The organism is Paraburkholderia sp. BCC1885, assembly GCF_900996235.1.
In the GTDB taxonomy this organism is placed as follows: Bacteria; Pseudomonadota; Gammaproteobacteria; order Burkholderiales; family Burkholderiaceae; genus Paraburkholderia.
The window spans coordinates 22090-37257 of record NZ_CAAJGM010000111.1 but is presented as its reverse complement, the minus strand read 5'-3'; the positions used below and the strand labels follow the sequence as shown (position 1 = coordinate 37257).

15 protein-coding genes are annotated in these 15168 nt (G+C 61.4%); 14 read left to right on the top strand and 1 reads right to left on the bottom strand.

Features of this window, described 5'->3' with window-relative positions:
* From FQ755_RS09165 to FQ755_RS09115, 11 genes are all read left to right on the top strand, one after another.
* Positions 1-1152 carry a DotG/IcmE/VirB10 family protein gene (locus tag FQ755_RS09165; RefSeq protein WP_144153320.1) on the top strand — a complete coding sequence of 384 codons (1152 nt, stop codon included), beginning with the start codon at positions 1-3 and terminating at the stop codon, positions 1150-1152.
* Positions 1153-1216: 64 nt separating this feature from the next.
* Positions 1217-2398, top strand: coding sequence for a hypothetical protein (locus FQ755_RS09160; protein WP_144153318.1), 1182 nt, complete (start codon positions 1217-1219; stop codon positions 2396-2398).
* On the top strand, positions 2398-2934 hold the full coding sequence (gene traQ, locus FQ755_RS09155; protein ID WP_144153316.1) for a conjugal transfer protein TraQ: 537 nt from the start codon (positions 2398-2400) through the stop codon (positions 2932-2934). The genes FQ755_RS09160 and traQ overlap by 1 nt, the downstream gene beginning before the upstream one ends.
* Before the next feature lie 14 nt (positions 2935-2948).
* Positions 2949-3524: a hypothetical protein gene (locus tag FQ755_RS09150; RefSeq protein ID WP_144153314.1), complete on the top strand. Its 576-nt coding sequence runs from the start codon at positions 2949-2951 to the stop codon at positions 3522-3524.
* Between the two features lie 26 nt (positions 3525-3550).
* Positions 3551-4345: an HNH endonuclease gene (locus FQ755_RS09145; protein WP_144153312.1), complete on the top strand. Its 795-nt coding sequence runs from the start codon at positions 3551-3553 to the stop codon at positions 4343-4345.
* 36 nt (positions 4346-4381) lie between these two features.
* A complete protein-coding gene (locus FQ755_RS09140) occupies positions 4382-7432 on the top strand; it encodes a hypothetical protein (RefSeq protein WP_144153310.1) in 3051 nt (1016 codons plus the stop codon).
* Positions 7429-7959 carry a hypothetical protein gene (locus FQ755_RS09135; protein WP_144153308.1) on the top strand — a complete coding sequence of 177 codons (531 nt, stop codon included), beginning with the start codon at positions 7429-7431 and terminating at the stop codon, positions 7957-7959. Before FQ755_RS09140 ends, FQ755_RS09135 begins: the two co-directional genes overlap by 4 nt.
* A 48-nt stretch (positions 7960-8007) precedes the next feature.
* Positions 8008-10257: a DotA/TraY family protein gene (locus FQ755_RS09130; protein WP_144153306.1), complete on the top strand. Its 2250-nt coding sequence runs from the start codon at positions 8008-8010 to the stop codon at positions 10255-10257.
* Between the two features lie 66 nt (positions 10258-10323).
* Positions 10324-11262, top strand: coding sequence for a hypothetical protein (locus FQ755_RS09125; protein WP_144153304.1), 939 nt, complete (start codon positions 10324-10326; stop codon positions 11260-11262).
* A 13-nt stretch (positions 11263-11275) separates the two neighbouring features.
* Positions 11276-12592 carry a hypothetical protein gene (locus FQ755_RS09120; protein WP_144153302.1) on the top strand — a complete coding sequence of 439 codons (1317 nt, stop codon included), beginning with the start codon at positions 11276-11278 and terminating at the stop codon, positions 12590-12592.
* Positions 12593-12711: 119 nt separating this feature from the next.
* Positions 12712-13254, top strand: a complete 543-nt coding sequence (locus FQ755_RS09115) for a DUF2726 domain-containing protein (protein ID WP_186308465.1) — start codon at positions 12712-12714, stop codon at positions 13252-13254.
* Positions 13255-13335: 81 nt separating this feature from the next.
* Here the strand turns inward: FQ755_RS09115 and FQ755_RS09110 are convergent, their stop codons facing one another.
* The gene (locus tag FQ755_RS09110) at positions 13336-13725 is read right to left on the bottom strand and encodes a helix-turn-helix domain-containing protein (protein WP_144153298.1); all 390 of its coding nucleotides are present in this window, start codon (positions 13723-13725) and stop codon (positions 13336-13338) included.
* 153 nt (positions 13726-13878) lie between these two features.
* Here FQ755_RS09110 and FQ755_RS09105 point away from each other — a divergent pair, with 153 nt between their 5' ends.
* The 3 genes from FQ755_RS09105 to FQ755_RS09095 all read left to right on the top strand — a co-directional run bounded on the left by FQ755_RS09105 (position 13879) and on the right by FQ755_RS09095 (position 15153).
* Entirely contained in the window at positions 13879-14073 is a 195-nt protein-coding gene (locus FQ755_RS09105) for a hypothetical protein (RefSeq protein WP_144153296.1), read from the top strand.
* Between the two features lie 300 nt (positions 14074-14373).
* Positions 14374-14682: a cellulose synthase gene (locus FQ755_RS09100; protein WP_144153294.1), complete on the top strand. Its 309-nt coding sequence runs from the start codon at positions 14374-14376 to the stop codon at positions 14680-14682.
* A 258-nt stretch (positions 14683-14940) separates the two neighbouring features.
* Positions 14941-15153 (top strand): major capsid protein, encoded by a 213-nt coding sequence (locus FQ755_RS09095; RefSeq protein WP_144153292.1) that lies wholly within the window; start codon positions 14941-14943, stop codon positions 15151-15153.
* The last annotated feature ends 15 nt before the right edge of the window (positions 15154-15168 follow it).

Genomic DNA, 15168 nt, shown 5'->3' with positions numbered 1-15168 from the left:
ATGGCTAATGGAACCCGAAAGCTGCATCCGGGCTTTCTGCGCAACGCCAAAGTGATCGGTGTGATCACCGTTCTGGCTGTCGTGAGCGTTGGGGTTGCGTTCTTCGCGATGAAGCATCGTTCTGGTTCGGCCGCCGAGACGGAGATTCCGCCGGTGACCGCCCAGGGCGGCACGCCTTCGCCCGAAACGCCGCACTATACGCAGACGTTGAATCGCGCCAATCAGGAGGGGCTCGCGCAGGCCCAGAAGACCGGCGCGACCTTCATCCCGGCCTTCTCCGACCGCAATGCGCAGATCGAGCAGGCGCTCGAGCAGCGCATTGCGGCCGCGCCGGTAGAGCGCATCGATTATCAGCATCCGAACGGCATGCAGGGCGGCCAGCCCACTCAACCGGGCCAGGGGCAGCCGCAGTCGCTGCCTGCGTTGCCGTCGCCGAACCAGGGCGTCGGACTCGAGGTTCAGCAACTGGTGAATCAGTGGGACAGCCCCCCTCAGTCGCAGGAGGTGCTAGGACTGCAGAAGGATGCACTGGCCGCGGCGTCGGCGGCTGCGGCGGCCGGATTGGCCACGGCGGCGTCGAGCACGCAGCCTGCCAAAACGCCGACGATTCGCGCCAGCGACAAGTACTACGCCCACCTCGAAAACGGCATCAATACGGATGCGCAATCCGACGTGCTGGCCGTGCTCGACCAGGGCCCATGCAAAGGCGGCGAAATGATGGGTAGCGGCAAACTCTCGGGGGAAGAAGTCACCGCGTCGTTCACCACCTTGCAGTGCAACGGCAAGTCGGTTTCGATCAACGCCGTGGCGCTCGACGACCAGACGCTCAGCAATGCGCTGCCGGCCGATCTCGACCATCACCTGGTGGCGCGCGTCGCCGTTCCGGCGCTGCTCGGCGCGCTGGGCGCGGCCGGCAGCGTCTATAGCAACGCAGGGGCAACGGTTACGCAGAACGCGCTGGGCGGCGCGACCACCATCCAGAATCCGAATCCTACGCCGGCGCAACTCGAAGGCGCAGCGGTTTCAGGTGGCGTCACCGGCATTCAGGGGGTGATCCAGAAGGAAGTCTCCGCGATTCCACCGGTGACGGGGCGAGTCGAAATGAATACACCGCTGATCATTCTTTTCAAGGCCGACGTGGTCATTCAATAAACCTCTCAACAGCTTTTAAAAATTACGTATAATTAGTCCGATACGAACCTAAACAGACGACGACATGAGTGAACCAGATCACTTTTCGACGGTGCTCGACGTGGAAGCTCACGAACAGTTTCACGATCATTCCGGTGACGACGGCGAGCACGACGGGGCCGATGGATACGGCGATTTTCACGAGCGCGAATCCGAAGCGCCCAAAAAGAAGTCGCTGCCGACGCCGGTCCTGATCATCGGCGGGATGGTCGTATTCATCGCGCTCGGCGGGGCGTACCAGCATTTCTTCGGCGCGAAGCCGCAAAACGAAATCATGAGCGCGCCGCCGGCCAACCCATCCGCCGATACAGGCGGCATGATCGCGTCCAATAGCGAGCCGCCGACGTCGTCCTTGCCGTCTCCGGCGCGCCCGGGCGGTCTGGTGGGCGCCGCCGCCAATCCGCCGCCGTTGCCGGCCGACATGCGGGGGAGCTCGGTCGACCCGATCGGGCCGGTACCGTCCGCCGAGAATGCGCGGCTCGCGCCGCAGCCGTCTGCCGCGGTACAGATCGCGTCCGCGCAGCCGGCGGTGGATATGGCGGGTAACGCGAACGCAGCGCCGAACCCAGGCAGTGCGTCTATTAACGGCAGCACCAACACTGCGCCTGCCATTGTCGTCACCGCAGCGACGGCCACTCCTGCAGCCGTGCCGGAAAATGCAACCGCGATGATTTCCGCTCCGGACCCAAGCGGCGCCGCGAGCATGCCGGTTGCACCCGTACCGGCCGTGATGCAGGCGCAGGATCCTAAGGATGCCGAAATTGCCCAGCTCAAGGCCGAACTGAAAGCGGCGAACGCCCATCACGGCACGCCGTTGCGGCATGTGTCGAGGCGGCTCGCGCGAGCAAAGCACCTCACGCTCGCCAGCGATGCAGTGTCTCCGGACAACGCCGCCTCTGCAGCCACCACAAGCGCCTCGGCCACGCCGGATACTGCGGCCAGCGACACCGCGGCGGCAAACGTGCCCAGCCGGGTCGCCTCGAACCCGCGCCACGTCCGGCACGCCATCCGCGGCAAACAGGCGCATCCCGAAGTCCTCGCCGGGTATCACATCAAGCAGGTCATCCCGGGCCAGGGGTGGATCGAAGATGAGCAGACCGGCAAGCAGCAGGTCGTCTCCGTCGGCGACAGGATCGGCGGCGCGCAGGTCACCAGGATCGATCCGGATACCTATCGAATCGAAACCACCGCAGGAGCGATTCAGTAATGGACCTCACCACCATCGTCACGAGCATCGCCTCGGACATCGTTGCGTTTCAGACTTTGGCCCAGGTCGTGGCCATGGGCATCGGCATCTTTTATTGCGCTGGCGCGCTGCAAAAAGGCATCAGGAAGTCGGCGTCGCCTGGCTCGGATATCTCTGGCCAGAGCATCTTCGCGTCGTTTTTCATCGGCGCGCTGATCGTCAACTTTTCCGGCGCGATGGACAGCACGCTTGGCTCGCTGGGAGAGTCCGATACGTCGTACGCCAACGCGATCTCCTATATCGACACGGCGACGTCGGCGGGAGCCTTCGCCCCCGCGATCACAGCCATCCTGACGATCGTTTCGACGTTCGGCTGGTGGTACGCCCTCAAGGGCTGGACCATGTTACGAAAAGCCTCTAACGGAGGCGGAGGAGGAGGGTACGAAGACTACGCCTGGAAAGGTTTCATTCACATCTTGGGGGGCGCAGCGTTGGTCAACATCAACGCCACGCTGGATGCCTTTCAGGGAACGTTCGGTTTAACGTCACTTTCTTAAGGAGCAAGCAAAACATGCCTCAAGCATTCCTCATCAATCCAGTCGCGCGGATGCACCTGTATGCCATGGAACACGCGCGCACTTTCATTGCGGCCGCCATGGTGCTGGCGGGTGTCGGCCGGCTGATGTTCGTCAATCCGCCGCTGGCGGTTGCGGCTATCGTGTTCGTCGCAATGGCGATGTGGCATTCGTCGCTACCGCGCGCAACGCGTCTGTCGAACCGTCATCTGGCGCTGACGGCGCTTGCGCTGTTCGTCGTCACGAGCCTCGTGTTCGCGGGCGTTGCAGACGCGCAGTCGAACGGCAGCACGCTCGGCAGCATGGCCACCAGTCTGAAGAACGACATGGGCTCGATCTACAGCATGATCGTCTACGCGTTCTACGGCGGCGGCCTTGTCAGCACGGGTGTCGGCGTCAACAACGGCATCAAGAAGTCGAAGGGCGACCAGCAGGTGAGCACCGGCTCGATCTTCGGCTACGGTCTGGGCGGCCCGGCTCTCGGTATGGTGGGCTATGTGATGAACTCGGCTGCCGGCTCGATGGGCGCGGGTTCCAGCGCCATGGACGCGCTGCCCACAGCCGCTCACTGACGAAACCACCCATCGGGACCCTGGATATGGCAACCACGAGCGACTCGCGCAGAGATGCCGTGCTGGACGAGGCCGCCGTGCGCGATGCCGGGGTCTCATGGGACGAAGCGACCGAGGGCATGAGCGCCCCCGGCTCGAAGCTCGGCGCGAATTTCGATGCGCGCCGGCACAAGGACATCGTCTTTTCCGTCGCGCGACGGGTGCGACGCCAGCCGCGCCAGGACGGCGAGCTGACCGAGCCGTCCCACGCGGATTATAAGGACGCGCGCGCCGCCGTCCTGGCGAGAGGCGGCGGCCGCTGCGTCTTCTGCGGCTTTCGCTCACAGTACACGGACGTGCATCACCGTAACGACAATCATGCGGATCACCGTGAAGCGAATCTGGAAATTGCCGACCCGCTTTGCCACGGCGCCCAGCACATCGGCCAGGTCGGCAGTCAGCGGCACGGCGTGTTCATTCATCTGGACGGTGTGCCGCAGGCGGAAGTGAATCATTTGCAGCGGACCATCGCCGTTGTGCTCGAAATGGGTAGCGAGGCGGAAAAAGCCGAGGCGCGCGCCTTATTGCAGCACCTCGCGAGCCGCGCTGAACTGGTGGCGACGGAGTGGGGCAGCGCCAACCCATCGGACTTCGCCAGTGCATTGCACACATTGCATGAAGAAGACCTGGACAAGCGCGTCAGCGCTTTTACGGGCATGGTTTTGATCTACCGCCCAGTGCGTTTCGCGCAGTACGTGGCGCAGTGGATCGAAGAAAGTTACAAGTCGCTCCCCATCAAGACGTGGGGTCGGATAGTTGAAGGCACCCGCTCGGCCAGCTAGCGTCCTGGCCGGGCATCTGCGTCGGAGATCGCACTCATGACCGTGGTAAGCAGCTTGCTCGACAACGTCGAAGCCTTGATCGCCTGGATTTCCAGCCACGCGCTCGGTGCCGATCTGCCTTCGTACTGCCAGCTCGAAACGGCAATCGGCCTCGATCCGGACGACCCGCGCGCACGCCAGATGGCCGCCATGGACCCGAAAGGCGCGCGGCCCTATATCCTGATCACGCGTCAGTGCGCGATGCTGACACTGTTCGAACTGACCGGTTCGATGGACGTGGTGGGCGAGGTGGAATTCGAGCAGATCACGGACGATCTGCGGCGTGCGATGACCTCGTATTTCCAGAAGGCGGGACACTCCGTCGAGCTTTCGTTCGAGCGCGATCCGGACATGATCCGCCACAAGGTCAAGACCTTGATGCAGCCGTCATACGATACCTGCGAGCGGGTTGGCCTCGATCTGAAAGACATGCTCGACGACCGTTGCGAGCGCGTCGCCTCGCTCTGCTCCCACGAGTCGTGCTACGTCATGCTGTACACCCATTTGTCTTCGATGACGCCTGATGAGCTCAAGCGTGAGATGGAAACGCACAAGCTGCGCATGAAGGAGCACAAGATCCAGCCGATGCTCGAAGCTCAGTCCGTGACCGCGATCCTGAAGGGTTTGCTGAGCCGCCACGAGACCTTCGTCGATGCGATCGAGCGTGACTTCGTTCATGCCAAGCTGCATGTCGAACGTCTCTCGACCCACGATGCGGCACGCGCGATCCGCCAGGCCTACGACCGCCGCCGCACCGACCACAAGTGGCGCCCGGTTCTGCCGGGCGACCGCTTCACGCCGCGCAAGACCCGCAACAATTCGGCCGGCGACATGTACCTGCCGAAGCTGGCCGAGCAGATGTGCTCGGGCAAGATTCGCACCGAAGGCGACTTTGTCTACATCAACGGCGAGTATCACGGCTCGGCGTACATGGAAGTGGGGCCGCAGGAGATTCACGACTTCATGATGCTGTTCAACCGGGTCGGCAAAGAAGTGCCGTGGCGCATCAAGTTTTCGATCGAGCCGGGCGGCCTGGAATCAGCCAGGCTGAAAAATCTCGCGGTCAGCATCATCGGTTTCATGGGCAGCACCAACAAGGCCATCAAACGCTCGTTCGACGCACTCGAGCAGGCGCAGCGCGACGGCGAGTGCAATGTTTCGGTGCGCATTACCGCGGCCACCTGGGGACCGGACCGGAAGTCCTGCGAAGACCGCCTGTCGGCGCTGGTGAGCGCCATGCAGGGCTGGGGGGTCGCGCAGATCAGCACGGATACGGGCGACCCGATCCAGGGGCTGGCCTCGACGGTACCCGGATTCACCGACAAATCCGTCGCGCCCAGGATGATTCCGCCGCTCAGCGACCTCGTGCGCCTGTTGCCGATCCAGCGCGCGGCATCGCCGTGGTTTGCGGGCGGCTCGATTTTGCTGCGCACGCTCGACGGCAAGGTTTATCCGTTCCAGCCGAATTCCTCGCTGCAAACGGCGTGGATCGATCTGATCTGGGCCATCATGGGCTCGGGCAAATCGGTCTGGCTCAACACGCTAAACCTCGGCGCGATTCTTTCGCCTGGGTTGAAGCGGCTGCCGCTCATCACCATCATCGACGTGGGCGTGAGTTCGAGCGGGCTGATCGAGCTGATCCAGAACGCGCTGCCCGAAGATCGCAAGCACGAGGCGATTTACATTCGTCTGCGCAACAGCGGCGAATTCTCGATCAATCCGTTCGATACCTTGCCGGGTTGCCGCAGGCCGACCGCGTTCGACCGCGAATTCCTGATTTCGCTGCTCACCGCGCTCGCCACGCCAGTGGGCCAGAAGCAGCCGTATGCGAACTCGTCGGAACTCGCCGGCATGGTGGTCGACGAGGTGTACGAGAAATACGCCACACGCGGCTCCGAAAAGCGCTATGAGCCGACCGTCGACGCCGCCGTGGACGAAGCGCTCGAAAAGACCGGTTTCAGGCACGACGAATACACCTCGTGGTGGGACGTCACCGACCATCTGACGGCGAAGGGCCATCTGCGCGCGGGGCGCCTCGCGCAACGCTTTGCGGTGCCGGTGCTCTCCGACCTGATCGAGTCGCTCGGCGCGGAACGCATCCGCAGCGTGTTCGAGCCCAAGGAAGATTCAAAGGCGCGCGTCGATAACGGCATGACGCTGCTCGACGCAATGCGCATGGTGATCACGTCCGCGCTGCGCGATTTTCCGATCATCGCCTCGCACACGCGTTTCGAACTGAACGAGCAATCGCGCGTGGTCGCACTGGATCTCGAGGAAGTGACGCGCGGCGCGGGCGAAGACGGCGAAAAACGCGCCGAGATCATGTACGTGTTCGCACGCCAGATCGCCGCGCGGCAATACTATTTGCCGGAAAGCATCGCGGAACTTGCGCCGACGCTGTACCACGAGGCGCACCGTCGCCGCTACGAGGACATCAAGGACGAAATGAAGGCTATCTGCGTGGACGAAGTCCACCGCACGGCCGGCAAGAAGTCGTTCCGCCGGCTGCTTTCTCTGGACCGCCGCGAGGGCCGCAAGCACGGTATTCGCGTGTCGCTGGCCAGCCAGTTCATGGCCGACTTCGAAACGGACGGCGAGTCGATCACCGAGTCGGCATTTTCCGCCTACATCATGAACGCGGGCAGTCCCAATTCGCGCGCGGAAGCGCAGAAGATGTTCGGCCTGTCGAACTCGGCGATGACTGCCTTGCAGCGCGACGTGCGCGGGGCAGGCAAATTTCTCGTCTGGCACCAGACCAAAAGCGGCGTGGTCACCCAGGTCCTGCATAACGCGCCCGGTGCGATCGAGCTATGGGCGTTCTCGACCACGGCGAAGGACGTCGGTCTGCGGCGCCGGTTGTACAAACGGACTTCGCCCGCCACGGCGCGCAAGATCCTTGCCAGGGAATTCCCGAGCGGCACCGCGGCACAGTATCTGGAAAGCCGTCAGGCAGAGCAGGGCGCGCGCGACGACGACAACATCATCGACGCGGTGACGAACGAACTGGTCGTCAAGTATGGACTCGAAAAAGCGGAGCTGCCGACATGAGCAACAGCCCTGACACGGACAAGAAACCCGGCGCGGCCCGGCGCATCGCGCGCTCCAGCCTCTATCTGATTCCGGGCTATCCGCTCGTCAAGGCGGCCGCGTCGATGAAGGAAACCGTAGCGACGGGCCTGCAGACCATCACCGATCAGAACCGCGAACTGGCCGCGCAACGCAAAAACCCGCGCTCGCGCACTTTCAACGAGGCTATGTCGAGACGCTCCTCGGATGCGCTGCCGCTCGCCGCGATCGAGCGCGGCTGCACCCGGAAAAAGCAGTTCTTCCTGGCGGTGGTGTTCATCTCTGCGAGTTTTTTGTTCGGCAGCGTGGTGGGTCACAATTATTTCGGAACCCTGATTGGTTTTCTGTTCACGGTTCTGTGCCTGATGTTCGTGCTGAAGTTCGAGCACCAGATGTGGCAAATCGAAAGCGGCAGGGCGGCCCCGGATGAACCGCTCGGCGGATACCGGCAGTTCTTCGCGCGTCCCGGCGCGTTCAGGCGGCTATTCGATCCCAGGCTGTTCCGTTAATACGGCTCGTTTATTCCGTATCGAATTAATCATAAGGACATAGACGATATGCTCGCCTTCATCAAGAGAATCTGCCGGCTCATCGCTTTGAGCAGTCTGTTCGCGGTTGCCGGCGCCGCCTTCGCCCAGACGGCAGCCTCGACCCAATCGATCGGGTCCATCACGAATGCCGCATCCAACGGCACCGACAAGTCCATGTCCGCGCTGCAGCTCATCTATGGCGCGGTCGCCACCAACCCGCTCTCGGGCGGCGGCACCGTCAGCAGCGCCTCGTCGAGCGGACTGATTTCCCAGGTGTTCCTCGTTCTGAACTCCTGCATTCTCGCGGTGGGTGTGATCTGGGCCATGTACCACTTCGGTTCCGCGATGATCGCCACCGGCCAGGACGGCGAGTTCCTCGGGCAAAAGAAGTCGTCACCGTGGTTCATCATTCGCATGGGAGTGGGTTTTACCGGACTGGTACCGATGTTCGGCGGCTATTGCGGGGCGCAGATCATCATGCTGTGGGGCACCATGATGGGCGTGGGAGTCGCCAACCTTGCCCTGTCGGCGGCGGTCAGCGTGCTCACGAGCGGCGGCACGCTGGTGGCGACGCCGGTTGTGCCGCAGGTGACCACACTCGCGCAGTCGCTATTCGAGGCGAATCTCTGCGCACAGGCTGCCAATCAGGCGCTAACCAACCTGCCCAATGACGCCAGCGTGACCGCGGACAGCGGCGAGACCTTCAGTCCGAGCACGACGGCTAGCAAGATCGTGCTCATGAACCAGAATGGCCTGTCGTGCGGTGGCGCCGAAATCGACGCGAGCGCCACCTCGTCCTCGACGACCCCCTCGGCATCTTCAGCCGGTCTGCAGTCCTATGGTTTCGATTCCACCAGTTCGATTGCGTCGGCGCTGGTGTCGGCACAGCAAAGCGCGCTCATCACCATGCAGTCGACGTTGTCGAGCGCCGCACAGACCTACGTGTCGGCGGTCAACAATCAGACGCAGCCGACCGATCCGCAGGCCACCATCGAAAACGCCGCGCAGGCTTATCAAAGCGCCATCCAGACGGCGGTCGGCGCCCAGTCGACCACCATCAACGGAATCGCCAGCACGCTTCAGTCCAACCTGACGCGCGACGGCTGGATCATGCTCGGCGCCTGGTATGAATCGTTCGCGCAAGCCAACTCGCAGTTGTCGGAACTGGCGGCCGCCGTCGCGACCTCGGTGACCGGCACGGATCCGGCCAACCTGCCTTATCCGCAGCTTTATCAGAGCGTGATGGCGAGCTATCGCGAGCAGATCGAGCAGGATGCGTCGGTTTCCTCAACGGCAGCCGGGACGTCGACGACCGCCGCAGTCAACAATCTGTACACGAGCACGAACGACCCGCAAAGCATTCTGCCGCACTGGTTTGCCGGACAGGATCTGTTGAGCGCCGTGACTGCGCAGCTTTCGGGCACGTCCCAGACCGGTGCCAATGGCCAGACTCAACTCAATCCGCTCATGGGCATGAAGAGTCTCGGCGATGCGATCGTGAGCACCGGGATGAACATGCTCTACCGCTACGCGGGTCAAACGCCGAAAGACTCGGCGGCCGTGTCGACCGGACAGGTCACGAGTCTGATCACTGCCGGATCGAACGCCGCCAGCAAGGCGAACGAGTCGATCGGTCCGTTCGCCGTGGTCATGGTGATTACGCTTCTGTTCTTCGGCGTGATGCTCTCGGTCTACATGCCGATGCTGCCGTTCATCGTCTGGTTCAGCGGCGTCATCTCGTGGTTCATGGTGGTCGCCGAAGCGATGGTGGCGTCGCCGCTCTGGGCCATGACTCACCTTGACGGAGACGGCGAGGGTTTAGGGCAGCGAACCCAGCACGGCTATGTTTTTCTGTTGAACGTGATGTTCCGGCCGGTTTTCATGGTGTTCGGATTTCTGCTGGCCGGCACGAGCGTGGTGGTGCTCGGCACGCTGCTGAATACGATGTTTGGCGTAGCCATGCAGAACGCGCAGTACAGCTCCTCCGCCGGCATCGTGATGATGATCGGCTTCATCGTGCTCTACGTCGGCATGTGCCAGACGCTATGCAACTCGGCGTTCAGCCTGATTCACGTGATTCCCGACAATGTCTTCTCCTGGATCGGCGGCCAGATGGCGGCGGCGAATACCGGTTTTGAGGACGGCGTGAAGCGCAGTTTCGACAGCGGCATGAACCAGGGCAGCAGCGACGCGCATTCGAGCGCCGGCTCGGCGCCCCGGCCCTCCAGTACGACCTCGGCAGCAGCGGGGCGTGCCGGGGCGGGTGTAAAAGGGTAAGCGCAGGCAAGGGCGCAGGTTACTAATCCGAACGTAAATTCAAACTAGTTAGTTAACCGAATCATTATGAAATTCACGAAAGAGAGACAGAAAATGAATCGACGGTTTATCCACGCTACAAGAAACAGCCGACGCCTGGCTGCATCCGCGGTGGCAACGTTACTGCTTGCATCGGCACCGCTGATGCTGAACCGAGGCGATGCCTTCGCCGCAAGCGCAGCCACGACCGCCGATGCCGCTGCGGCGCCTGATTATCAGAACGTCGTGGAGCGGCACGGTGTGTCCAGCTTCGTGATCTACCCCCGGCCGATCAGCGAAATCAGTTTGCCGAACGGTTTGCATGACGTTGCAACGCGCGTGCCCTACCAGGAAAAGGGCGTATGGATTTTGCCGCTGTTCTTCAGAGGCAAAATACGGGGAAAGTCCATCGATGAAAAAAATTGGGCCTTTATCCTGCCGTCAGGCGCGCGGATCGAACTGGCATCCGCGCCGCAGGACGGTTCATGGAAGTACAACGACGACGACCATATCTACACGCGCGGCGACGGGGCGCGATTTGGATACGAAAACTTCAAGATCCCCGACGAAAGCAAGGAGGGCTACCTCCAGTGTGACGACATACGTTCTGGCGTCGTCAGGCTCGACGCGGCCGGTCACCCGCTTTGGCGCAAAACCTATGTGCGGCTGATAAACGCCACTGAGGATGATTGGGGCTACTGCGGGCATTATCCGCATCAAAAACAGGTGCAGGGGCCGAGCTTCCTGGTGGGTTTCGGTGACGACACGATTGGCGTGCAGGTCGGCGATGCGCTCGTCCGGGTCTCGGCGCAAACGGGCATGCCGGTCGGCCCCGGATCGGATGTGAAAGTGCTCGATTCGGCGGCGGTCGCTGCCGCCAGATATGCACGACATCTGAAGCTGGACGGGACCGACGACAAGGAAGGGATATCCGAGGCGGAGTACTACAAGCTCGAAACGCGATATTTTTTCCCTGAAGCCCATTAACAAGGGGTAGACAATGCCAAAGAACTATTCGGATAACGACGTTCTGGAAATCCTGTATAACGCGGTAGCACGTTCAGGTGAGGTTGGTACGAGCAGTGCTTTTACGCTGCAGGTAGCCGCGAATTACAACAGCAAGACGGGTGAAGCCAGGGTTGTCGGCAACAGCGGCTACTCGCTCGGCCTGTTTCAGTATGACTTCGGCGCGCGCTCGGCGACTGACAAGAAGGCCATCCTCTCGCTCATCGATTCATATAACGCGTGGGCGGCCAGCAACGGGCAAGCCGCGCTTACGTCGCAGGAGAAAGGCCGGTTGAGCGACGATTTGGTTGCACATGGCCAGGCGCTCAGCGGCAACGTGCATGACAAGACCACTCACTATATGGCGCCGGACGATGCGCTTCGCACCAAGGTGAACCGGTTCCTGACCAGTGACGCAGGGATGCAGTTCGTGCACACGCTCGATGCCAGCGTGCTGAATACGTCGCCGGGATATCGCGGCTTGCTGCCGTTCGCGAAGCAGGTTGCCGCTTCGCCGACCATCCAGAACATGTCGGACAAAGATGGCCAATGCGCGATCGCGGCACTCAGCAAGATATTCAATCAGAACCACGCGGTGGCCGATGGCATTCTTAAGGGCCTCAAGGGCCAGTCGATGGACTTCAGGCAATTCGAGGCTTACGTCTGCTCGAAGATCGATCACAGCGGCGTGAGCCAATCCAGCAAGCAGTCGCTGCATACCGGTTTCGCGGCAAGCGTTCGCGGGATGCAACTGATCGACGACATTCGCCGTTCGCCGACACTCGGACCGCTATGGTCGGCGGCGGTCAGCCAGGATCCGTCGCTGGAAAACAATTTTTCCCGATCGCCGGCGTCTCAGTTGTTCGATGCCATGCTTCGCAATCCGGCGGCCGGCGAGCGGATGGTAGCGGCAATCGACTCCGGCAAGAGCGCGCTCATTCCGACCAGCAAGGGCGCGGCGGGCGAGACTTACGTCGCAGGCGTCACAGCCGACGGCACGCTGTTCACGATGGACGGGCACGGCACAGGGCAGGGCTACGCGAACGGCAACTGGACGGCGTTTGCGGACGGCGGCGGGCTGACCGGACGGGACCGGCACGGCCAATGGGCGCTCGCTTCGCGCAGCGACGCTGAGCAGATCGCCGCAAATGGCAACGCGCCGATGCTCAAGACGATCGACGAGCATCCGCTGGCCGATGCCGGAACCGGCAATCCAACGCTCAGCTATTTTCAGCTCGCGGCGGAAGTACCGGAGACGTCCGAGCCCTTCACGACCAGTCAGGCAAGCAACCGTTCGTTTCGCTTGCAGTGACCATGGCGGCGTTGTGTCGGCGCATGTGAGCAGCAAGGCCGGAACACGGAGCGGCTATTGCAGATCATCCGTGAATGGCCGTTGCCGCGCTTATTGCGTGGCAATCGGGGAGACGGTATATGCATGTCGTAGTGTGGTTAATCATTGTCGGCCTGGCGATATTCTTCATGTTGGTCGTGGCGGAGCCGAATCGTCGAGGCGCTGGATCTAAACGCGGCGATCCGGTCCGCTATGGCCTGCGCAGCCTGATGACGGCACGAGAGCGGGAATTCATCGGCTTGCTCCGGCGCGCCTTGCCGGATGTGGAGATTCATGCGCAAGTGGCGATGGGAGCGTTGATCGAAGTTATAGCTGGCGGCAAGTCCGCCCGTAATCGGTTTGATCGCAAGATTCTCGATTATGTGGTGTGTTCGCCTGCGGGGACTGTGCTATATGCCATTGAACTGGATGATAGAAGCCACCTGTCAGACAGTGCGAAGAAACGTGACGCCGTAAAGAATGAGATTTGCGCTGCGGCCGGTTTGCGGTTGGTCCGTTATTCGAGTGTCCGGGTAGATGTCCTGATCTTGCGGGCAGATTTTGAGCGCGCGATGGTGCTTAGGTCACGCGCAATTGAGGGTATTCGCCCGAATGGTGAACCTCGGGCGTCGGGCGGGATATAAAAATCTAAGTTTTGTGGGGCTGGATGTGGGATTTCGCCGCGCCTCATGTGCTGGCTTGGTTGCCTTGAACGCACAATGTACCTACGCAATAAATTTGACATAATATAAAGGCCCGACCCCATTTTTAAGCATGGGTGCAGCATGCGCAGGTGAGGGTGTCACAAAATTTGCGACAACCCCGAGGATCAGCGCTGCGCTAATTCCCGCCATCCTCGGCAAAAAAACTTCCCATAAGGAGCGTTGGCCTGTTTTCTCGGCGCGATCCATATCTGCGGCCATGATGACCGGCATGGGATTGTCCATATCTAAGCCTGCAGCCACTTTCAGGCACACCTCGTTGCTCATGAAGCCTTTGGCGTGACGGTATTGGCTGATCGTGTTTTGTTTCACGCCTAGGAAATCGGCGAGTTCCGTGTCGTTGGTGAACCCTTTCGTTTGGCGAAGCTGGTCCAGATATCGCGCTGACCGCATTTTGTGCTCTCCTAGGGCTTGACATATCTATAGCGTAGATTATTATCCATGCCATAGATATCACTGCTGTAGATATCCTGAGTCTATCCAGGGATCATGCAAAGGTAAACCCCGCGAAGTCGGGGAGTCGCAAGCCACTAACGGGGGTTAGCTGTGCCAGCATACGAAGTCCACGCCTTTACACAGTGCGCGCACTCGCGCATTGCCAAAATCGAAGTGTCCGCGCCGGACGCGCAAGACGCCCGCGTCAAGGCGAGCGCTGAACTGGTCCGCATGGGCCGTCAACCCGAATTTCTCACGCTGGTGCCCGTCGAAGTGGGCGCGCCGGTGAACCCCTTCCGCTGTTAAGCCAATGAGCAAATGCCCGTCCGATCACGTGACGCCGGACCTGTTCGATGGTCGGGTGAGCGTGCCGGTGCGGTCGTGTGCGTCCGAGATTCGGCGCCAGGATTTCCGGGCTGTGTCGCTCGATGTTGTTGATGAGTTGTGCGCCTGGTGCGGTGTGGACCGTGCGGGCGGTTGCGGTGCCTGTAGTGACCTTAAAGCAGTGACGCGTTAGGCGTTCTGGTCGTGGCTAGTCTGCGGCTCTTTTGTTGCCCGAGTGGGCTTATCCAGTGTGCATAGCACTACTAATGAAAGGTGATTGATATGAACAAGCAGAAGCTGACGATTCTCGATGTTGCGCACCGTTCCGGCATCGCCAAGAAAACCGGCAATGCGTGGGCGATCCATGAAGCGCAGTGCATTCTGGAGCAAGAGGACAGTGAGGGTAAGTCGCTGCTCGTTGGCACGATCAACTTGCCGGATGCGCTCAAGGATTCGACGCCGGGGGACTACGTTGCGGAGTTTTCGTTCTTCCGGTCGATGGAGGGCAAGCTCGAGCCGCGTGTGGTGTCGCTCGTGCCGTTCGGCATGCCGGGTGCGAAGCCGAAAGCTGGTGCGGGCGTAACGGCGTAATGCGTTTGGCGCGGGGGTGGTGATGGACAGGTTGTCATCGTTCGCGGTCGATCCGGTTGCGTCGCAGTTGGCGCTACTGAACGTGCTGCTTGGGGTCAATCTCTGCCTGAGGGGTGCCGCGTATGTGACCCGCGTGTTGGTCGCAATCCGACGCGCGGATAACGCGGGCTCCGAGTGACTGGACGTTAGTCGGTTCGTTCGCATCTGGCCCAGGCGGGCGAATCTCAATTTGTGGGCCGAATCAGGGAGCAGGAAGAAATGAAAAAAGAAGTGAAGCTGGTTGCTGTTGGCGCTGGTTTGATGGCTGTAGCGGGCGGTGCGTTCGCTCAGGCATCGGGTGTGGATGTCTCGTCGGCTGTGTCGTCGATTGGTGGCGTTGCCACGAGCATCACGACCGTGGGCGGCGCGATCCTGGGCATCCTGTGTGTGGTCTGGGGATTCCGCAAGGTGTTTGGCTTCCTGGGCCGCTAGTCCGTCTGTCGCTTG